At 70.3% G+C, this 21,503-nt stretch carries 13 protein-coding genes; 12 read left to right on the top strand and 1 reads right to left on the bottom strand.

The annotated features are described in order from the left end of the window. The first annotated feature begins 89 nt into the window (after window positions 1–89). The 3 genes from AB0J04_RS14150 (at window position 90) to AB0J04_RS14140 (ending at window position 5,298) form a co-directional block, all read left to right on the top strand. Window positions 90–1,631, top strand: coding sequence for a CYTH and CHAD domain-containing protein (locus AB0J04_RS14150; protein ID WP_363168651.1), 1,542 nt, complete (start codon window positions 90–92; stop codon window positions 1,629–1,631). A gap of 148 nt (window positions 1,632–1,779) precedes the next feature. Next, window positions 1,780–3,720 carry a TIGR03960 family B12-binding radical SAM protein gene (locus AB0J04_RS14145; protein ID WP_363168650.1) on the top strand — a complete coding sequence of 647 codons (1,941 nt, stop codon included), beginning with the start codon at window positions 1,780–1,782 and terminating at the stop codon, window positions 3,718–3,720. 117 nt (window positions 3,721–3,837) lie between these two features. Continuing rightward, entirely contained in the window at window positions 3,838–5,298 is a 1,461-nt protein-coding gene (locus tag AB0J04_RS14140) for a hypothetical protein (protein ID WP_363168649.1), read from the top strand. 17 nt (window positions 5,299–5,315) lie between these two features. Here the strand turns inward: AB0J04_RS14140 and AB0J04_RS14135 are convergent, their stop codons facing one another. Beyond that, on the bottom strand, window positions 5,316–6,299 hold the full coding sequence (locus tag AB0J04_RS14135) for a hypothetical protein (protein ID WP_363168648.1): 984 nt from the start codon (window positions 6,297–6,299) through the stop codon (window positions 5,316–5,318). Window positions 6,300–6,928: 629 nt separating this feature from the next. Between AB0J04_RS14135 and AB0J04_RS14130 the strand changes: the two genes are divergently transcribed. The 9 genes from AB0J04_RS14130 to AB0J04_RS14090 all read left to right on the top strand — a co-directional run bounded on the left by AB0J04_RS14130 (window position 6,929) and on the right by AB0J04_RS14090 (window position 21,495). Then, window positions 6,929–8,017 carry a hypothetical protein gene (locus tag AB0J04_RS14130; RefSeq protein WP_363168647.1) on the top strand — a complete coding sequence of 363 codons (1,089 nt, stop codon included), beginning with the start codon at window positions 6,929–6,931 and terminating at the stop codon, window positions 8,015–8,017. Between the two features lie 48 nt (window positions 8,018–8,065). After that, window positions 8,066–8,830: a TIGR03936 family radical SAM-associated protein gene (locus AB0J04_RS14125; RefSeq protein ID WP_363168646.1), complete on the top strand. Its 765-nt coding sequence runs from the start codon at window positions 8,066–8,068 to the stop codon at window positions 8,828–8,830. A 277-nt stretch (window positions 8,831–9,107) separates the two neighbouring features. Further along, on the top strand, window positions 9,108–13,241 hold the full coding sequence (locus tag AB0J04_RS14120; protein ID WP_363168645.1) for an Rne/Rng family ribonuclease: 4,134 nt from the start codon (window positions 9,108–9,110) through the stop codon (window positions 13,239–13,241). 446 nt (window positions 13,242–13,687) lie between these two features. Continuing rightward, window positions 13,688–14,803, top strand: a complete 1,116-nt coding sequence (locus AB0J04_RS14115) for a DegT/DnrJ/EryC1/StrS family aminotransferase (RefSeq protein WP_363168644.1) — start codon at window positions 13,688–13,690, stop codon at window positions 14,801–14,803. Window positions 14,804–14,847: 44 nt separating this feature from the next. Beyond that, window positions 14,848–15,825 (top strand): Gfo/Idh/MocA family oxidoreductase, encoded by a 978-nt coding sequence (locus tag AB0J04_RS14110; RefSeq protein ID WP_363168689.1) that lies wholly within the window; start codon window positions 14,848–14,850, stop codon window positions 15,823–15,825. A gap of 108 nt (window positions 15,826–15,933) precedes the next feature. Then, window positions 15,934–17,640, top strand: a complete 1,707-nt coding sequence (locus AB0J04_RS14105) for a glycosyltransferase family 2 protein (protein ID WP_363168643.1) — start codon at window positions 15,934–15,936, stop codon at window positions 17,638–17,640. A gap of 9 nt (window positions 17,641–17,649) precedes the next feature. After that, complete coding sequence (locus AB0J04_RS14100; RefSeq protein ID WP_363168642.1) at window positions 17,650–18,933, top strand: nucleotide sugar dehydrogenase; 1,284 nt, start codon at window positions 17,650–17,652, stop codon at window positions 18,931–18,933. 137 nt (window positions 18,934–19,070) lie between these two features. After that, the gene (wecB, locus tag AB0J04_RS14095) at window positions 19,071–20,177 is read left to right on the top strand and encodes a UDP-N-acetylglucosamine 2-epimerase (non-hydrolyzing) (RefSeq protein ID WP_363168641.1); all 1,107 of its coding nucleotides are present in this window, start codon (window positions 19,071–19,073) and stop codon (window positions 20,175–20,177) included. A gap of 112 nt (window positions 20,178–20,289) precedes the next feature. After that, entirely contained in the window at window positions 20,290–21,495 is a 1,206-nt protein-coding gene (locus AB0J04_RS14090) for a glycosyltransferase (RefSeq protein ID WP_363168640.1), read from the top strand. The last annotated feature ends 8 nt before the right edge of the window (window positions 21,496–21,503 follow it).

Raw genomic sequence — 21,503 nt, 5'->3', positions numbered from 1 at the left:
GGGGACACCTTGCGGTTTCCCTGAGTTCATCCCTGATTGGGGACCCGTGCGCACTGCCGTTCGGGCCCGACTCCGACTAGATTCAATTCATGGCGGAGACGAAACGCGAGATCGAGCGCAAGTACGAATCCGACGAGAGCGGGCTGCCCGACCTGACCGGTGTGGCCGGGGTCGCGTCCGTCCTCGACAAGGGCGTGGCCGAGCTGGACGCGATCTACTACGACACCTCCGACCTGCGCCTGGCCGCCGCCTCGATCACGCTGCGCCGCCGTACCGGGGGTTCGGACGCCGGCTGGCATCTGAAACTGCCGGTCGAGGCCGGAGTCCGGGACGAGATCAGAGCCCCGCTCTCCGACGACGTGCCCGAGGAGCTCGCCGGGCTGGTGCGCTCCCGCGTGCGTGAGGGACAGCTGGTGCCCGTGGTGCGGCTGCGCTCCAGCCGGGACATCCGCGACCTCGTGGACGCCGAGGGGCGGCTGCTCGCCGAGGCCAGCGTGGACGCCGTCCGGGCGGACCGGCTGTTCGGCGGCGAGGGCAGCGCCCAGTGGACCGAGATCGAGGTGGAGCTCGCCGACGGCGGTGACCCGGCCCTGCTCGACAAGGTGGAGAAACGGCTGCGCAGGGCGGGTGTACGGCCGTCGAAGTCGACGTCGAAGCTGGCGCGGGCGCTGACCGAGACCGCGTCGAAGAAACAGCGCAAGAAGGCGAAGGAAGCCGGAAAGGGAGCCGGGCCGGGGGAGGGGGCTTTCGGCGGTGAGCCCGTGACCGCGGGTGATCATGTGCTGGCGTATGCCCGGGCCCAGCGGGACGCGATCGTCGAGCTCGATCCGGCCGTCCGCCAGGAGGCCGAGGAGTCCGTGCACGACATGCGCGTCGCCACCCGTCGGCTGCGCAGCGCTCTGCGCTCGTTCGGCAAGGTCCTGGACCGGACCGTCACCGCCCCGATCGGCGACGAGCTGAAGTGGCTCGCCGGTGAGCTGGGCGTGGGCCGCGACCACGAGGTGCTCGGCGAACGCATCCGGGCCGGCCTCGACGAGGTGCCGCACACCCTGGTCTCCGGCCCGGTCCGCGAACGGTGGCAGACCTGGGACAGGGCCGGGCACCGCGGCTCGCGCAAGCGACTGCTCGGGGTCCTGGACTCCCCGCGCTATCTGACCCTGCTCGACACCCTGGACACGCTGGTCGCCGACCCACCGCTGTTGGAGGCGGCCGCCGGCAAGCCGTCCAAGGTGCTCGCCAAGGCCGTGCGCAAGGACTTCGGGAAGGTGTCCGAGCTGATCGGGCAGGCCCTGGAGCAGCCGTCCGGCCATGCACGCGACGAAGCCCTGCACGAGGCGCGCAAGAAGGCCAAGCGGACCCGGTACGCGGCGGAGACCGCCACCCCGGCGATCGGCGGCCCGGCCAAGACCCTGACCAGGTCCATGAAGTCGCTGCAGAGCCTGCTCGGCGAACACCAGGACAGCGTCATGGCCCGCCAGACCCTGCGCGAGCTGTCCGCCGTGGCGCACGCGGCGGGGGAGAGCGCCTTCACCTACGGGCTGCTCTACGGCCGTGAGGAACGCCGGGCGGAGCTGGCGGAGGGCGCGCTGCCAAAGGCGTGGGAGACGATCCAGGGGGCCATGGAGGTATAGCGGGAGCAGTGGTGCGGGAGGGCCGGCGGCGGCCTTCCCTGGGGCGGGGGAGTCCTCCGACCGGGTTAGGCTTGATGGTCACCCCTGTCGTACCCCCGTCCTCCCCCGTCCCGCCCCTGTCGGCTCAGCTCACGAAGGTAACTCCGCGATGTCTGTCGAATCGGTCTTCCCGCAGCTCGAAGCCTTGCTCCCGCATGTGCAGAAGCCGATCCAGTACGTGGGCGGCGAGCTCAACTCCACGGTCAAGCCCTGGGAGTCCAGCGACGTCCGCTGGGCGCTCATGTACCCGGACGCGTACGAGGTCGGTCTGCCCAACCAGGGCGTCATGATCCTCTACGAGGTACTGAACGAGCAGCAGGGCGTCCTCGCCGAGCGCACGTACAGCGTGTGGCCGGACCTGGAGGCGCTGATGCGGGAGCACGCCGTCCCGCAGTTCACGGTGGACAGCCACCGCCCGGTGAAGGCCTTCGACGTGTTCGGGCTGTCCTTCTCCACGGAGCTCGGCTACACCAACATGCTGACGGCCCTGGACCTCGCCGGGATCCCGCTGGAGTCCAAGGACCGCGGCCTCGACGACCCGATCGTCCTCGCGGGCGGCCACGCGGCCTTCAACCCCGAGCCGATCGCCGACTTCATCGACGCGGCGGTCATCGGCGACGGCGAGCAGGCCGTACTGGACATGACGAAGATCATCCGCGAGTGGAAGGCGGAGGGCCGGCCGGGCGGCCGCGAGGAGGTCCTCTTCCGCCTCGCGAAGACGGGCGCGGTGTACATCCCGGCGTTCTACGACGTCGAGTACCTGCCGGACGGCCGTATCGCCCGGGTCGTGCCGAACAAGAGCGGTGTCCCCTGGCGCGTGTCGAAGCACACGGTCATGGACCTCGACGAGTGGCCCTACCCCAAGCAGCCGCTGGTCCCGCTCGCCGAGACGGTGCACGAGCGGATGTCGGTGGAGATCTTCCGCGGCTGCACCCGAGGCTGCCGTTTCTGCCAGGCCGGCATGATCACCCGCCCGGTGCGCGAGCGCTCCATCACGGGCATCGGCGACATGGTCGAGAAGGGTCTGAAGGCGACCGGCTTCGAGGAGGTCGGTCTGCTGTCGCTGTCCAGCGCCGACCACAGCGAGATCGGTGAGGTCGCGAAGGGCCTCGCGGACCGCTACACGGAGGACAAGATCGGCCTGTCCCTCCCCTCCACCCGTGTGGACGCCTTCAACGTCGACCTGGCGAACGAACTGACGCGCAACGGCCGCCGCTCGGGCCTCACCTTCGCCCCCGAGGGCGGCTCGGAGCGCATGCGCAAGGTCATCAACAAGATGGTCTCGGAAGAGGACCTGATCAGGACGGTCTCCACCGCGTACGGCAACGGCTGGCGTCAGGTGAAGCTGTACTTCATGTGCGGTCTGCCGACGGAGACGGACGACGACGTCCTCCAGATCGCCGACATGGCGATGAACGTGATCGCCGAGGGCCGCAGGGTCTCCGGCCAGAACGACATCCGCTGCACGGTCTCGATCGGCGGCTTCGTCCCCAAGCCCCACACCCCGTTCCAGTGGGCCCCGCAGCTCTCGGCGGAGGAGACGGACGCCCGCCTTACGAAACTCCGCGACAAGATCCGCGGCGACAAGAAGTACGGCCGCTCGATCGGCTTCCGCTACCACGACGGCAAGCCCGGCATCGTGGAGGGCCTGCTGTCCCGCGGCGACCGCCGCATCGGCGCGGTCATCCGGGCCGTCTACGAGGACGGCGGCCGTTTCGACGGCTGGCGCGAGCACTTCTCCTACGACCGCTGGATGGCGTGCGCCGACAAGACGCTGCCCGCCTTCGGCGTGGACGTCGACTGGTACACCACCCGCGAGAAGACCTACGAGGAGGTCCTGCCCTGGGACCACCTGGACTCGGGCCTCGACAAGGACTGGCTCTGGGAGGACTGGCAGGACGCCCTCGACGAGACAGAGGTCGAGGACTGCCGCTGGACGCCCTGCTTCGACTGTGGGGTGTGCCCCGCGATGGACACCTCCATCCAGATCGGTCCGACCGGTAAGACGTTGCTGCCGTTGACGGTGAAGCAGGCGACGCCGACCGGCTGAGGCGGGGTAGGCCGGTGCGATGGCGTCGGTCGAGCGGTTCGGCTCGGCGACCGTGGGGGCAGGCCAAACGGGGCAGTTCCGCGTGCGTGGTGCTGTTTCTGGGCTGAGCCTGATCCCATGAGCATCCGTCCGTGGGTCATTGTCGAGCAGCCGGACGATCGTGGGCTGCGCCGGGTCACGATCGACGGCGAGGCGGCAGGCAGCGCCTGGTCGGCGGGTGAACTGCGGAGAATACTTGGTCGGCGCGGCTGTCCGGTGAACATGGATCTGGATGATCCGGCGTCCATGTGCTGGCGCGGCGGGGACAGCAGGACCTGGCCTGACCGGGCATGGCGAAGGCGTGCGACCGCGGTGCTCATGATGGCCGGACTGCTGGCGTCCATGATGCTCAATGCGGTCATCGGATGGCCGGACGCCTCCGGGGCACTGACTTTTGCGCAACGGATGACCGGGGGGCTGTTCGTCCTGTCAGGTCTGGTGCAGGGCGCGGCCGCCGTCATGGTGCTCGACTACTGGGGGAGACGGCAGCTCAGGCTCTCCGGAGCGGTCGTCCTGCTCGCGGTGCTGATCGCGCTGGCAACCGACACTCTCCTTCTGGCCATGTGGACGGAAGAGACGGATTACACGCCCTACCTGCTGGCGTTCGTGCCCCTGTGGTGCTGGTCCCTGTGGGCTTTTGTCCTCCTTGTGCGCGAAAAAACCTGGCAGGGAGTCCCGCAGCCCAAGTCATTTGCGGCGGGATTGGTCGTCACCGCACTCCTGACGGGTTCCAGCCTGATGTATTCGACCATGTACCAACCCGCCACAGCCCCTATGCATTTTACCTTGAGCGCAAAATTCGGGGCGGCGCGGCCGGACCGTAGGGAGCCGTTCATTCACGTCCCGCTGACGCTGTACATGAAGAATACCGGCGGGATCCCGGTCTATATCGTCAATGACATCTATACGGTCCGTGGCAGAGATTTCCATTACTCCAGGCACTCCGAGCTTCGGGACTTGTTGGAGAAGTGGGGGGAGAGTGCAGGGAGGGGGGGTGGCGTGGCGGGGGAGGCGGAACTCTATGTCGACGACTTCTCTCCCACCGCGATAAGTAGCGGGCATTTCTACGGTCCGGGTGAGCGCCTCGAAGTCGGGCAGGAATACGCTCTTGAGCGCGTTCTCCAACTCCCCGTGGATGCCGCGTACGAAATAGTAAGCGTCCGCGTGCAGGTTTCGTACATGAGGAAGGATCGTGGGAAGCTCGATGTGAAGAATTTCGGCGCCGTTCATTATTCATGGAACAAGAGTGACGAGAAATACTACTGCCCTCCAGAAAGAGGATGTGAGAAGCAGCTCATTTATCACGGGAGGGTGTGGCACAACAATAATCTGATCAATGTCACGCGTAAGCCCCGCTATGTGACGGCGATCTGGTCGCCCACGGGCCGGCTCATATCTTCGATCTCTTCGTTCCGGTTCCAGGACGAGCGGGGTTTTTATTCGGAAGAGAAGAGGGAGCTGGACAGGTACGGGGCGGCGTCGGTTCGTGCTGGTGCGGAGGTGTCCGTGGCGGAGCTGCTGGGATCCGCCGGTCGTTGACGGCGGTGTTCCGTTCCTCAACCGCCGTCGGGCTCCATGAGCCAGGGGGTCACGGTGATCCCGGCGTCCGCCTCCAGGTACACCGCTGTCTGCCTGCAGGAGGAAGCAGGCTTTCCGCCGAGAGTCGAGAGCAGGTCGTCCCCCGGTATGAGCTCGGCGAGCTCGGTGATGAGCGGTGCGACCGGGAAGGGGGCGTGGGTGTGCTCGTCGTTCTGCAACTGGGCGAGGACGTCGAGCGAGTCGTCGCGCTCTTCCTTGGCCTTCCAGAAGTCCTTGACCCCTTCGGTGTCCCACTTCTGGGGAACCAGATCCTCCAGCCCCTTGGCGAGTTCACGCTCCGGCTTGGCGTTGAATATCGCGTTGGTGCACACTTCGGCCGCCCTGCCGAGGGAGGCTTCCGGCAGGCGCTGGGCGGAGGCGGCGTCCTCCTGCCTGTCCTTCATCCGAGGGGTTCGGTCCCTCAGCTCTTGCCGGGCTTCGGCTTGCTCCTCCGGTGGCGTTCTGGGGTCGTTCATGTGCTTCGCCAGTTGATTGCCCTGCTGTGCGTCATCCACGAGCCCGGGCCGGTCCGCGGGGCGTGTGTCCTGGTCGAGGCCCAGTTCCGCCGAAGTGCTCGTCATCATCAGGGTCGTGCCGGTCTCCTCCGTACCGCGGCTCGTCTCCAAGGCGGAGTTCGCGTCCGCCACGATGTCGATCAGTTGCCCGCGCAGGTTCTGCGGCGTCTCGGGGGCGCGGATGGCGTCGAGGGCGGATGCGGTCCGCTTCACGACCAGGAGAAGCCTGGACCGGTCCTCGGGCGGCACGCTCGGGTCGTTGCCCACCTCCAGAGTGGCGGTCACCTGTTTCACCAACGGGGTCAACTGTTCTTGCAGCTCGGGAGGGGTGCTGTCGTCGCTGATGACTGCCAGCGTCGAGGTCAGTTCCTTCGTGCTCTCGATGACCGCCTGCCTGTCCTGCGGTGTCGTCTCGGGGTCCTCGACCGTTTCCAGGGTGGTGGTCAAATCCTCCACGGTCGACGCGAGTTCTTCGGGGACGGTTTCCTGCTGTTCGTTCAGACTTGTCGTTAGATCTTCAATGTTCTTCTTCTGCTCCGCCGGGGCTTCGGAAGCCGAATCGTTCGGTGTGGGAGAAGTGGGCGTTGGCGACGTATCAGTCGAGGGCTGAGTGGGTGTGGGTGTAGGGGTGGGCGTGGGCGCGGGGGGAGGTGTCGGAGGCGGAGTGGGCGACGGCGAGGAAGATGCCGCTTGTGTGAGTACTGAGTTCGGGCTCGTGCTGTCGTCGGTATGAGGTGCTGCCGCACTGGCCAGGCCCGTTGGCAAGGTGAGCGCTGCGGCCAAGAGGGATGTGCCGACCATGTCGAAGACGTGTCGCCGGGCGGTTCTGGGCATAGTGATTCCAGATGCGCTTTGTGGGCGGCCTCTCAGGCTCAGAAACGCTCCGGAGAACGGGAACTCCCGGAGCGGAGAAGATCTGGCGCTCGAACAGGACAGAGCCGATATGAACCACTCTTCACCTGCATGGTGTATTCCGCAACGCGAACACCGGGCAGGTGCTCTCCCAGAGCTCCGGGCCCGTTCTGACGGGCTCTCAGCACTGCATCCGTCGGGGCGGATGTAGCGTCTACGTCTACATGGACCTGCAGAAACCGCCCGTCGAACCGCCCGCCCGGCCGTCCGCGCAGTCGCCCGAAGGGTGTCTCGTCGTGGCGGTCCGGCTGCCTGTGCGGATCGTGGTGCTGGTGCTGGTCGTGCCTGTGCGGATGGCGTGGGACGCACTGGTCGTGGTGGGGCGGTTGCTCCGGGACGGCGCGTTGCGGCCGTTCGGGCGGGGGCTGTTGTGGCTGGGGAAGGTGCTGGTCGTCCGGCCCCTGATCGGGCTGTGGCGGTATGTCGTCGTGCCTGTGGGCAAGGCGCTCGCCTGGCTGGGGAACGTGTTGGTGGTCGTGCCGGTGGTCTGGCTCTGGCGGTACGTCCTCGCGCCGTTCGGGCGAGGCGTTCGGAGCGCACTGGCGTGGGTGTACGCGCGTGTGCTGACGCCGGTCGGGCGGGCCGTCCACTGGCTGGTGACAGGGGTCTGCGTCGGTGCGTACACCGCCGTGGCGTGGCTGGTGCGGTATCTGGCCGTCGTGCCCGCCCGGTGGGTCTACGAGTGGTTTCTCGCGCCCATCGGGCGGGCGATCGCCTGGTGCGCGCGCGGGGTGGGCTGGTTCCTGGGGGTGCTGGTCAGCGGGATCGGGCTCGTCCTGTACTGGACGGCCAGGGTGCTGGTCGTGCTGCCCGCGCTCGCTCTGTGGCGCTGGGTGCTCGCCCCCGTCGGGCGCTTCCTCGCGGTCGTCGCGCGCGAGGTGGGGCAGGCCCTCGGGCACGCCTGGCGGATCGCCGGACGGATCTCGCGCGCCGTCGGGCGGTTCCTCGGCACGCTCTTCCGGTGGATCTTCGTGGAGCCCGTGCGCTGGGTGTACCGGACCGTTCTCACCCCGGTCGGGCACGTCGTCCGGGACGCCGTGCTGCGTCCCGCCGCCCAGGCCGCGCGCAGCGTGAGCCGGGCTGCCCGGCAGGCGCTGGCCACCGCCCGGGAGACGGCCCGGCAGGCCCGCGCCGACGTGCGGCGGCTGCTTTTCGGGGAGCCGGTGCAACGGGAGGCGATCGCCCGTCGGGAACCATCGGCGGACAAGACACGTACTCTTGGTAGCAGTACGACCGCTCTCACGAAGGACTGAACGACACTGGGCAAGCGACAGCCCGAAGGCCCGCCGCCCGCACCCGCGGTGCAGCGCATTCGACTGCGCTACACCAAGCGCGGCCGCCTCCGGTTCACCAGCCACCGTGACTTCCAGCGTGCTTTCGAGCGCGCGTTGCGCCGTGCCGAGGTGCCGATGGCGTACTCGGCGGGGTTCACGCCGCACCCGAAGGTGTCGTACGCCAATGCCGCACCCACCGGCACGGGCAGTGAGGCGGAGTACCTGGAGATCGCGCTCACCGCGGCGCGTGACCCGGAGAAGCTGAGAGCTCTGCTCGACGAGTCGCTGCCCACCGGGCTCGACGTCGTCGACGCGGTCGAGGCCCGGACCTCGGGTCTCGCCGACCGGCTGACGGCCTCCGTATGGGAGCTGCGGCTGGCCGGGGTGGACCAGGCCGACGCCGATCGCGCGGTGGACGCCTTCAACGAGGCCGACGCCGTAGAGGTCCAGCGCATGACCAAGAACGGCGTCCGCACCTTCGACGCCCGTGCCGCGGTCGTACAACTTGAAACGCACAGTGAACCTGCTGATAGGCCGACCGACCAGCCCTGTGCGATACTGCGGCTGGTTGTTCGGCACGTGACGCCTGCCGTTCGACCCGACGACGTCCTGTCCGGTCTTCGCGCCGTGGCCGACCTGGCGCCGCCGGTCCCCGCTGCGGTGACCAGGCTGGCGCAGGGGCTGTTCGATGAAGAGACCGGCACGGTGACCGACCCGCTCGCGCCCGACCGCGAGGCAGCTCAGGCCCCTACAACGGCCGATCCCGCTGCCGCCGCGAAGGCGCCCGCGTAGGGAAGGTTCCGCGAAGGGACGAACGTCGTAGCGCCGCCCTCGTACTCGGGAGCCACCTGGGTCGGGCAGCGCACCGACCAGAAGACTTTCGCCAGGCCGTACGCATTCGGCGTACGGAACCGGCGAGACAGGACACAGAGAGCTCCCGTGCGGCGCCCGCGCCCCGGACGGCGGCACCGCGCATCGCGCGAGCCGCGGACGTCAACGGCGGTCGATCCTTCGTGATCGACGCCGGACCAGGCGCGGCGCCCGGGAGCCTGACGGGAGAAACGCCCGCATGCTCGAGCCAACCGAATCCACAGAGTCCGTGACGGACTCCGAATCGAACAGTCCCAGCGACACCCTGCCGCCGCGTCGTCGGCGCAGGGCCGCTTCCCGGCCGGCGGGTCCGCCGGTCGGCGCCGCCGACACCTCGGCCGAGATCACCGCGCCGGCCATACCGGCCGTCGAGTCCGCCGAGCAGTTGGCGGAGGAGGACCTCAAGGACGAGGACCTCCAGACCGACGGCCAGGCCGACGTCAAGGCCGACGTCAAGGCGGAGGAGCCCGAAGAGGCCGCTCCTCGTACGCGCCGCCGGGCCACCCGGCGCGCCTCCGCGCCCGCCGGGGCTCCGGCCGCCGCCGAGGTCGCGGAGACCGTCGTGCCCGTGGCCGCCGCCGAGGCGAGCGAACCGGCCGCCGAGGAGACCGCCGCCGAGGACGCCGCTCCTCCCCGTGCCCGTCGCCGGGCCACGCGTCGCGTGACCGCGCCCGCCGCGGCCGAGGCCGTCGAGCCCGCCGCCCAGGAGGCCGCCGTCGAGACCCTGCCCGAGCCTGCCGCCGCGGTCGCCGACGAGGCTCCTGCCGAGGCCGCTCCCCGTACGCGGCGCCGGGCCTCCCGCCGGGCCACCGCGCCCGCCGGCGCCCCGGAGGCGGAGACGCCCGCCGTCGCCGCCGAGCCCGAGGCGCCCGCGGTTGCGGAGGAGGCGCCCGCCGAGGTCGCCGAGGCCGCTCCGCGTACCCGCCGTCGCGCCACGCGCCGCGTCTCCGCGCCCGCCGAGGCCGAGGTCCCCGAGACCACCGAGCCCGCCGCCCCCGTGGCCGCTGCCGAAGAGCCGAAGGCTCCCGAAGCCCCCGCTGCCGAAGCTCCCGCCCAGGCCGACGAGGACGCCGGTCCGCGGCGTGGGCGTCGCCGGGTGGTCCGTCGGGCCGCCGGCGGCTTCTCCGCGCCCGAGCCCGTGAAGGGCAACGGCGAGGACGACGCGCCGCGTCGTCCGGCCCGGCCCGCGGTCGCCGTGTTCCAGGCGCCCGTGTTCGCCGAGCCGCAGTTCCAGACCCCGCTGCGAGCCGCGGCCGAGGCGGCCGCCGCCGAGGCGGAGGCCACCGAGGTCGAGGAGCCCGAGGAGGCTCAGCCGGCCCAGGAGCTCATCGAGGAGCCGACCGGGTCGCGTCGCCGTCGCCGCCGCCGTGGCGCCGGTTTCGGCGAGGAGCCCGAGGCCGCCCGCACCGCCGCGCCCGCCGCACCGGTCGAGACCGCCGCCCCCGCCGTCGAGGACGAGGCGGAGAGCGAGTCGGAGGAGCCCGACGAGGTCGACGAGGCCGATGTCGAGGGTGACGACGAGACCGAGGAGACCGGTTCGCGTCGCCGTCGCCGCCGTGGCGGCCGACGCCGTCGTCGTGGCGATGCCGCCGACGGCGAGGGGGAGTCGGACGAGAGCGCCGACGACCTCGCCGCCGCGCAGGCCGCACAGGACGCCGAGGACACCGCCGAGCAGGAGGACGAGGACGCGGAGGACGAGGACTCGGCCGGTGGCTCCACCGCCGGCAGCCGTCGCCGCCGTCGCCGTCGTCGTCGCGCCGGTGACTCCTCGGGCGAGGCCGAGCAGCCGGGCGACGGAGACCCGGAGCGCACGGTCGTCAAGGTCCGTGAGCCGCGCAAGCCCTCCGAGCCGTCCGACGAGGTGCAGTCCATCAAGGGCTCGACCCGTCTCGAGGCGAAGAAGCAGCGCCGCCGGGAAGGCCGCGAGCAGGGCCGCCGCCGGGTGCCGATCATCACCGAGGCCGAGTTCCTGGCCCGCCGTGAGGCCGTCGAGCGGGTGATGGTCGTCCGCCAGAGCGGCGAGCGCACCCAGATCGGCGTCCTGGAAGACAACGTGCTCGTCGAGCACTACGTGAACAAGGAGCAGTCGACCTCCTACGTCGGCAACGTGTACCTGGGCAAGGTGCAGAACGTGCTGCCGTCGATGGAGGCCGCCTTCATCGACATCGGCAAGGGGCGCAACGCCGTCCTGTACGCCGGTGAGGTCAACTTCGAGGCGCTCGGCATGGCCAACGGGCCGCGTCGCATCGAGGCCGCCCTGAAGTCGGGCCAGTCGGTGCTCGTGCAGGTGACGAAGGACCCGATCGGGCACAAGGGCGCGCGTCTGACCAGCCAGGTCTCGCTGCCCGGCCGCTACCTGGTCTACGTCCCCGAGGGGTCGATGACCGGGATCAGCCGCAAGCTGCCCGACACCGAGCGGGCCCGGCTGAAGACGATCCTCAAGAAGATCGTCCCCGAGGACGCGGGCGTGATCGTGCGCACCGCCGCCGAGGGCGCGAGCGAGGACGAGCTGCGCCGCGATGTCGAGCGGCTGCAGGGGCAGTGGGAGGACATCCAGAAGAAGGCGAAGAACGGCGGCAACGCCCCGACGCTGCTGTACGGCGAGCCGGACATGACCGTCCGCGTCGTGCGCGACATCTTCAACGAGGACTTCTCCAAGGTCATCGTCAGCGGTGACGAGGCCTGGTCGACCATCCACGGGTACGTCTCGCACGTCGCGCCCGACCTGGCCGAGCGGCTGGCGAGGTGGACCTCCGAGGTCGACGTCTTCGCCACCTACCGGATCGACGAGCAGCTCGCCAAGGCGCTGGACCGCAAGGTCTGGCTGCCCAGCGGCGGTTCGCTGGTGATCGACCGGACCGAGGCGATGGTCGTCGTCGACGTCAACACCGGAAAGTTCACCGGTCAGGGCGGCAACCTCGAGGAGACCGTCACCAGGAACAACCTGGAGGCGGCCGAGGAGATCGTGCGTCAGCTGCGGCTGCGCGACCTCGGCGGCATCATCGTGATCGACTTCATCGACATGGTGCTGGAGTCCAACCGGGACCTGGTGCTGCGGCGCCTCCTGGAGTGCCTGGGCCGCGACCGTACGAAGCACCAGGTCGCCGAGGTGACCTCGCTGGGGCTCGTGCAGATGACCCGTAAGCGGGTCGGCCAGGGGCTGTTGGAGTCGTTCTCCGAGACCTGTGTGCACTGCAACGGACGCGGTGTCATCGTCCACATGGAGCAGCCGACCGCGGTCGGCGGCGGTGGCAAGCGCAAGAAGCGCGGCCGCGGTGGCGAGGGCCAGCCCCACGAGCACGAGCACGAGACGGCAGCGGCCGACGTCGACGTCCTCGAGCCGTTCGTGAGCGTCGAGGAGGAGGCGGAGAGCGAGGCCGAGGTCGCCGCCGAGGCAGCCGAGCCGATTGCGCTCCCGGCCCCCGACTACGCGCCCGACGAGGAGCTGTACAGCAGCATCGCCGAGGCGGAGGCCGCCGCCACGCGTGGCCGGGGCCGGCGTCGGGCGAGCCGTCGGGCGTCCGCTCCGGCGGGTGCGCCGAGGGGCGGCGAGTCGAGGAACGGCTCGTCGCGCAAGGCCGGCGGCACCGAGCCGCTCGTCACGGCCGAGCCCGTGGAGGAGCCCGTCGAGGCGCCTGCCGCCGGGCCGGCCGACGTGCCCGCCGCGCAGGAGGTCGTCGTCGAGGCGGCCGTCGCGCAGGCCGAGCCGGTCGCCGTCGAGGACCCGGTCGTCGAGACGGCGGAGGCTCCGGTCGTCGACGAGGCCGCGCCCAAGGGGCGTACGCGCCGTCGCGCCACCCGCAAGGTGTCCGCGCCGGCCGGTTCGCCCGCGGGAGCGGAGGCCGCCGTGGTGACGGTCGCCGAGCCGGCTCTCGCGCAGGCTCCGGCCGCCGAGGTCGCTCCGGTGGAGCAGCCCGAGGCCGAGCAGGCCGCCGAGCCCGTCGTCGAGAGCGCGGCCCAGGCCCGCCCGCGGCGTCGCGCCGTGCGCAAGGCCACCGCGCCGACCGCGTCCGAGGAGACGGCCGTCGTGGTCGTCCCGTCGGCCGCGCCGGAGGCCGCCACCGAGGTGGCAGCCGACGTGACGGCCGAGGCCGAGGTGGCCGAGGCGCCCGCCGAGGACGCGGAGGCGGCTCCCGCGAAGAAGGCCGCCGCCCGCAAGACGGCGAAGAAGGCCACGGCGAAGAAGGCGGCCACCAAGAAGACGGTCGCGGCCAAGAAGACGGCCGCGAAGAAGACCGTCGCCAAGAAGACGACGGCGAAGAAGGCCGCGTCGAAGAAGACGGCGGCGGCGCAGCAGAGCGTGCCGTCCGTCACCGCCTCCACGGAGGACTGACGTCCGTCCGAGCGAACGGCTGTGCGGGCATCCGGGAACCACCGGCCGCCCGCACAGCCGTCCCGCCGGGTGATCGTCGTGACCCGGCCACGCGCCGTGTCGCAGTGGGTTCACAGGGGAGTTACTCTGTGTCTCGCTGTGGCGCAGCCCACCCGTACGGTGGGTTTCGCTGTGATAACCCTAGGGAAAATCGCCGTCCGCAGGCTGGTAACGTGCACCGTGGTCCCGGTGGCCAAAGACATGCACACCGTGACCACAGCCGGACACGGCTGACTTCCCGCACGGAACCCTTCGGGGGGAGCGGGGTCCCGTATACGAACTGTTCGCTCGCCTCGAGGGTCGGCGGACAACCAGGGACGCGGCCGTGCTGAGCATCGACACGGCCCCTTCCCGACGACGCGTGACGTGGTGCGCCTTCGAGGTCGCCGTACGAGGAGGGGATGTCGATGACCGACGCCCATGAGTTCATACCGGCCGCCAAGCCTGTGATCTCCGAGGAGGAGATCGAGGCCGCCGTGCGCGTGCTGCGCAGTGGCATGGTCGTCCAGGGGCCCGAGGTGGCCGCGTTCGAGGAGGAGTTCTCGGAGCTGGTCGCCGGACGCCACTGCGTCGCGGTCAACTCCGGTACCTCCGCGCTGCACCTGTCCCTCCTCGCCCTCGGCCTCGGCCCGGGCGACGAGGTCATCGTGCCGTCGTTCTCCTTCGCCGCCTCCGCGAACGCGGTGCGGCTGGTCGGCGCCGACGTGGTCTTCGTCGACATCGACCCGGAGACGTTCTGCCTGGACCCGGCCGCGGTCGAGGCGGCCCTGTCGCCGCGCACCGCCGCGATCATGCCGGTGCACCTGTACGGTCACCCGGCCGCCATGGACAAGATCATGGAGATCGCCGGGCAGCACGGGCTCGCCGTGATCGAGGACGCCTGCCAGGCCCACGCGGCCGCACTGCACGGCACCCCGGTCGGCGCCTTCGGCGCCGCGGGCACGTTCAGCTTCTACCCGACGAAGAACATGCACAGCCTCGAGGGCGGCATGATCTCCACCGGGGACGCGGAGACCGCGCGGACCCTGCGCCTGCTGCGCAACCAGGGCATGGAGAAGCGCTACGCCAACGAAATCGTCGGCGTGAACGTGCGGATGACGGACGTGTCGGCCGCGATCGGCCGTGTGCAGCGCGGCAAGCTGGACGGCTGGACCGAGCAGCGCATCGCCAACGCCGCGTTCCTCACCGAGCACATCACCGCGCCGAACGTGATCACGCCCAAGGTCGCCGAGGGCGCTCGGCACATCTACCACCAGTACACGGTCCGCATCCAGGGCGACCGCGACGCCGCCATGGCCAAGCTGACCGAGGCCGGCATCGGCAACGCGGTGTACTACCCGACCCCCATCCACCGGCTGAAGCCGTACTGGGAGCCGGACCAGAAGGCGGGTCGCGACTGGGACCTGCCCGAGACGGACCGCGCGGCCGCCGAGGTCGTGTCGCTGCCCGTGCACCCGGCCCTGTCCACGCAGGACCTGGAGCGCATCGTCACCGCCGTCAATGCTCTGGGGGAGCAACTGTGAGCACCGGGAAGTCGCTGCGAGCGGGACTCGTCGGCCTCGGTTCCATGGGGCGTCACCACGCCCGTGTCCTGTCGGGTCTGGACGGCGTCGACCTCGTCGGCGTCGTCGACCCGATGGGGGACCAGTTCGGCGCCGCCCAGGGCGCGCCGATCCTGAACACCGTCGAGGAGCTCATCGCCCTCGGCGTGGACTACGCCGTCGTGGCCTGCCCGACCGCGCTGCACGAGCCGGTCGGTCTGGCGCTCGCCGAGGCCGGCGTGTGCGCGCTGGTCGAGAAGCCGCTCGCGGAGTCCGTCGACGGCGCCCGGCGTCTCGTCGAGGCGTTCGAGTCGCGGGGTCTGGTGGCCGGCGTCGGTCACATCGAGCGGTGCAACCCGGCGCTGATGTCGCTGCGGGCCCGGCTGGAGGCCGGCGAGCTGGGTGACGTCTACCAGGTCGTCACCCGTCGTCAGGGTCCCTTCCCGCACCGCATCGCGGACGTCGGCGTGGTCAAGGACCTCGCCACGCACGACATCGACCTCACCGGCTGGGTGACCGGCCGGCAGTACGTGTCCATCGCCGCGCATACCGTCTCCAAGAGCGGTCGTGAGCACGAGGACATGGTCTCCGCGGTGGGCCGGCTCGACGACGGCACCATGGTCAACCACCTGGTGAACTGGCTGAGCCCGCTGAAGGAGCGGTTCACCTCGGTCACCGGTGAGCGCGGCTGCTTCATCGCCGACACCCTCACCGCCGACCTCACGTTCCACTCCAACGCCGCGGTGACCACCGAGTGGGAGGCCCTGCGGGCTTTCCGCGGCGTCTCCGAGGGCGACATGATCCGGTACGCCATCCCGAAGCGCGAGCCGCTCCAGGTCGAGCACGAGCTCTTCCGGGACGCGGTGCTCGGCAAGGATGCGGACATCTGCACCCTGCGTCAGGGCATGCGCACGGTCGAGGTGGCCGCCGCGCTCCTCGAATCGGCCACGACGAACACCAGCGTTACCCTTCCGGTGGAGGACCTGGCCGTCCATGGCAGCTGAGCATCACACATCGGGGGAACGGTGCGTGCTCGGTAGGACTCCTATGTTCTGTGAGACTTTCCCCGCAGGACCCAGCCGTTCCGGCTGGCGGAGACCAGGAGCCCGAGCATGAGTGCTGCGCCTGACGTCAGTGTCGTCGTCGCGGTCTACAACACGATGCCGTATCTGACGGAGTGCCTGAACTCCTTGGTCAAACAGACCATCGGACGTGAGCGCTTGGAGATCGTCGCCGTCGACGACGGCTCCACGGACGACAGCGGCCGCGAACTGGATCGGTTCGCGGCGCTGTATCCGGACACCGTCAAAGTGATCCACCAGTCGAACTCCGGCGGCCCGGCCGCGCCCAGCAACCGAGCGCTGGACGTGGCCACCGGCCGTTACGTGTACTTCATAGGCTCCGACGACTACCTCGGCGAGGAAGCTCTCGAGCGCATGGTGAAGTACGCCGACAAGCAGGGCTCGGACGTCGTGATCGGCAAGATGGTCGGCACCAACGGCCGGTACGTGCACCAGGAGCTCTACCAGCACGGCAACCGGGAAGTCGCTCTGGACGAGCCGGGGGTGCCCTACACCCTGGCCAACACCAAGCTGTTCCGCCGGGAGTTGGTCGAGAAGCACCGGCTGCGCTTCCCGGAGCACATGGCCGTGGGCAGCGACCAGCCGTTCACCATCGAGGCCCTCGTGCGGGCCCGCAAGATCTCCGTGGTCGCCAACTACACCTGCTACTACGCGGTCAAGCGGGGCGACAACAGCAACATCACCTACCGCGCCGACCACCTCTCCCGGCTCGAATGCACCGCCGAGATGATGGGCTCCGCGGCCGGTCTCATCGAGGCGGGTCCCCAGCGGGACGCGATGCTGCGTCGGCACTTCACCTGGGAGCTGGCCAAGCTGGTCCAGGACGACTTCCCGGGCCTGGACGGCGAGCTCCAGCGGCGGATCTGCGCGGGCATCGCGGAGCTGGCCGACGCGTACTTCACCGACGGCATCCGGGACGCCATGGACGTCAAGCGCCGGGTGCGCATCGCGCTGGCCCAGGCCGGCGCGGTCGACGAGCTGTCCACGATGATCAGCTCGGAGGCGGAATCCGGCGTCACGTTCCTCGTCGAGGACGACCACGCCTTCGCCCGCTACCCCGGCTTCCGCGACCCGCGCCTCGGCCTGTCCGACCGCGTGTTCGAGGTGCTGCCCGGGGGTTCGGTGGCCGCCCAGCTCGCCCCGGGCACCCGACTGCTCGCCTCCGACTGGGAGCAGGAGGGCGACGGCCTCACCTACACGGTGTCCGTGCGGGTGCCCGTGCTCGGCGGCCTCGACGGGGTCAGCCTGCGGCTCGCGACGGGCGCCATGCCCAAGTCGGCCGACAAGCCGGGCGCACTGAAGCTGAAGAGCGGGGCCAAGCTCCCGGAAACGGTCGGCGAGCAGGTGGTGAAGCCCGCCGAGGACGGCGCCGCCGGCGTGCTGCACGCCCGGATCCCGCTGGAGTACGTCACCGCCAAGCGAGGTCTGCGCTTGTACGTGACCCTCGTCGGTACGACGTACGAGATCCCCGTGCGCGGCACGGACCTGCCGATGCCGCTGGCCCGCCAGTGGGGGCGGGAGGGGGACCCCTACCGGGCGTCGGCCCTGGTGAACGACAAGGGCCGGGTCGTGATCGACACGGCCCAGATGCACCCGCCGAAGAGGGCACTGATCCTCCGGGCGGTGGCAGCTCCTCCCCGGAAGCTGAAGTCCCTGGCCGGCCGCGTGAGAGCGGTCGGCGTCAGAAAGTTGAAGTCCGCCGGTTTCAAGAAGCCGACCGGTTCCAAAAGGAAGTAGCGACCCTCCATGAACATCTGTGTAGTAGCACTCGGCAAGATCGGCCTCCCGCTGGCCGTGCAGTTCGCCTCCAAGGGCCACCGGGTCATCGGCGCGGACGTCAACGAGAAGGTCGTCGAGCTGGTCAACGCCGGCGTCGAGCCGTTCCCCGGCGAGCACGACCTCGACGTCAAGCTGAAGCAGGCCGTCGACGCCGGGCTGCTGAGCGCGACCACGGACACCGCGGCGGCGGTCGCCGAGTCCGAGGCCGTCGTCGTGGTCGTCCCGCTGTTCGTGGACGCTGAGGGCACCCCGGACTTCGGCTGGATGGACTCCGCGACGAAGGCGATCGCGCAGGGTCTCAAGCCCGGCACGCTGGTCTCCTACGAGACGACCCTCCCGGTCGGCACCACCCGCACCCGCTGGGCGCCGATGCTGGCCGAGGGCTCCGGTCTGACCGCGGGCGAGGGCTTCCACCTGGTGTTCTCCCCGGAGCGCGTGCTGACCGGCCGGGTCTTCGCCGACCTGCGCCGCTACCCCAAGCTGGTCGGCGGCATCGACGAGGCGTCGGCGGCCCGTGGTGTGGCGTTCTACGAGGAGGTCCTCGACTTCGACGAGCGCGCCGACCTGCCGCAGCCGAACGGCGTCTGGGACCTGGGCACTGCCGAGGCCTCCGAGCTGGCCAAGCTGGCCGAGACGACCTACCGGGACGTCAACATCGGCCTGGCGAACCAGTTCGCGCGCTTCGCCGACCAGAACGACATCGACGTCAAGAAGGTCATCGAGGCCTGCAACTCGCAGCCCTTCAGCCACATCCACCAGCCGGGCATCGCCGTCGGCGGTCACTGCATCCCGATCTACCCGCGGATGTACCTGTGGAACGACCCGGCCGCGACCGTCGTGCGCTCCGCCCGTGAGGCGAACGCCGCGATGCCCGAGTACGCCGTCGACCTGCTGGCCGCCGCCTACGGCGACCTGACCGGGGTGAACGTGCTGGTGCTGGGCGCCGCCTACCGCGGCGGTGTGAAGGAGACGGCCTTCTCCGGCGTCTTCCCGACCGTCGAGGCCCTCAAGGCGCGCGGCGCGGTCCCCTACGTCTCGGACCCGATGTACACGGACGAGGAGCTCGCCGCCCACGGTCTCGCCCCGCACGCCGGCGAGAAGGTCACCGCGGCGATCCTCCAGGCCGACCACGCCGAGTACCGCACCCTGACCCCGGCCGACCTGCCGGACGTCACCGTCCTGGTCGACGGTCGCCGTACGACGGACCCGGAGGCCTGGAAGGGCGTCCGCCGCGTCGTCATCGGCGGCTGACCGAACGCCCGATCAGCGAAGCGAGGGGCCCGCACCCGTACCGTCCTGCCGGACGGAGCGGGTGCGGGGCCCGCATGGCGCCGACCTTATGATGGCGTCAGTCCCCCACCGCCCTGAGCCAGAATGAAGAGTGCGCAGTGAAAGTCATCAGCATTGTCGGAGCCCGGCCCCAACTGGTGAAGCTGGCGCCCATCGCGGCCGCGTTCGCCGGGACTGATCACGAGCACTTCATCGTGCACACCGGGCAGCACTACGACGCCGATCTGTCCGACGTCTTCTTCGACGGACTCGGCATTCCCGACCCGGACGTCCACCTCGGGGTCGGCTCGGGCAGCCACGGGACGCAGACCGGCGCCGTGCTCTCCGCACTCGACCCGGTCCTGGAGCGGGAGCAGCCCGACTGGGTCCTCGTGTACGGCGACACCAACTCCACGATCGCCGGCGCGCTGTCGGCCGTGAAGATGCATCTGCCGGTCGCGCACCTGGAGGCGGGCCTGCGCTCCTTCAACCGGCGTATGCCGGAGGAGCACAACCGCGTCCTCACCGACCACTGCGCGGACGTCCTGCTCGCCCCGACCGAGGAGGCCATGCGGCACCTCGCCGACGAGGGCCTCAAGGAGCGCTCCGTCCTGGCGGGCGACGTGATGGTCGACATCTGCCTGCGCATCCGGGACGCCGTGCTCGCCGGCGAGCACCAGCTGCCGGCGCTGCCCGAGGGCATCGACCCCGCGCAGCCGTTCCTGCTGGCCACGATCCACCGGCCGGACAACACCGACGACCCCGAGCGGCTCGCCGCGATCGTCGACTCGCTGGCCGCGCTGCCGGTGCCGGTCGCGCTGCTCGCCCACCCGCGTCTGGTCGCCCGGGCCAAGGAGCACGGCATCGAGCTCACGAAGGGCTCGCTCCACGTCGGCCGCCCGCTGCCCTACGCCGGTCTGGTCGCCGCCGTGCTGGCCTCGACCGGTGTCGTCACCGACTCCGGCGGTCTCCAGAAGGAGGCGTTCCTGCTGGAGCGCGTCACGACCACGATCCGTCCGGAGACGGAGTGGGTCGAGACCGTCGAGACCGGCTGGAACCTCCTGGTGCCCGACCCGCACACGCTGTCCGCCGACGAGTGGGCCGCGACGGTCACCCGTCCCGCGCCGACCGCGGACAAGGGCACGCCCTACGGCGACGGGCGGGCCTCGCACAACGTCGTCCGTATCCTCGAGGAGTGGCAGAGCCTCGTCCGAAGCGGGCGCTGACCGTCTCCGTCCCCCCGTACGCCAGGGCCGGCGCGGTCCGGTCCTGGCGTCGGCCGGTGGCAAAGCCGGTGATAATGTGACGCGTCCTCGTGCGATCCATAAGGAAGTTGACATGAAGCAGGCAGCACCCCGGGATGTAGCCGTGGTCACGCCGTGGTATCCGACACGGGAGTTGCCTTTCCGGGGGTCGTTCGTCCACGCGATGGTGGCGGCGACGGCACCGGGCTGCGACCGCTTCACCGTCTACCACTGCGACCCGTGGGTCGCCCCGATGGACGCGGCGCGCACCGAGGCGGTCGAGGCCGCCAACGCGAAGCTGATGCCCCTCGCCGTCAACCGGGTGCCCACCGCGGGCGGCGCCGAGCTCGTGCAGTTCCCCGTCACCGTCCCGCGCGGCCAGAACTACGGCGCCCAGACCCTCAACCACGAGCGCCAGCTGCGCAATCTCCTCGGCGGCAAGCCCATTCCGGCCGACGTCGTCCACGCCCACGTGGGGATGCCCAGCGGCTGGGCCGCGCTGAAGAACGCCCGCCCCGACGCCAAGGTGTTCGTGACCGAACACGCCTCGTTCCTGGACAAGGTCTTCGAGGACCCCCAGGCCGTCGAGCTGTACGACGAACTCCTGAACGGGGTCACCGGCTTCCTCGTCGTCGGCGACAAGATCACCGAGATCCTCGAGCAGCAGTTCCCGCACCACGCGGACAAAATCCTGCGCATACCGAATCCGATCTCCTTCGACGAACCGCGCCCGGAGCCGGTGAAGGACCTCGTCAAGTGGATCTACCTCGGCACCCTGGGCGAGCACAAGGGCGTCAACTGGCTGCTCGAGGCGTTTGCCCAGTGCCACGCCGAGGACCCCACCCTCACCCTCACCCTGGCGGGCGAGGGACCCCTGCGCCGCCCGCTCACCGAGCGCATCGCCGAACTCGGCCTGGGCGACGCGGTCGAACTGCTCGGCGCCATCCCGCACGAGCGGGCGCTGGAGCTGATGCGGGAGCACGACCTGCTGGTGCACCCCAGCCGGTACGAGACGTTCGGCATGACCATCGTCGAGGGACTCGCCGCCGGTCTGCCGGTGCTGGTCACCCGGTGCGGCGGACCCCAGAAGATCCTCGCCGGGATCGAGGACGCCGCGGGCGAACTCATCGACGTGGAAGAGAACGCCGAGTCGGTCAGCGACGGTTTCCGCCGCCTGCGCGCCCGTTTCCTCGACGGCGGGCTGGACCTCGGCCGCGCCCAGGCCAAGCTCGCGGCCGACTACGGCTACGAGGCCGTGGCCCAGGCGCACTACCGACTCTGGTTCCCCGACTCGCCGTGATGGAGTGA

It is taken from the genome of Streptomyces sp. NPDC050263 (genome assembly GCF_040655955.1).
Taxonomy (GTDB): domain Bacteria; phylum Actinomycetota; class Actinomycetes; order Streptomycetales; family Streptomycetaceae; genus Streptomyces.
Note: the sequence above shows the minus strand (reverse complement) of the source record. Positions and strands in the feature narration are given on the sequence as shown.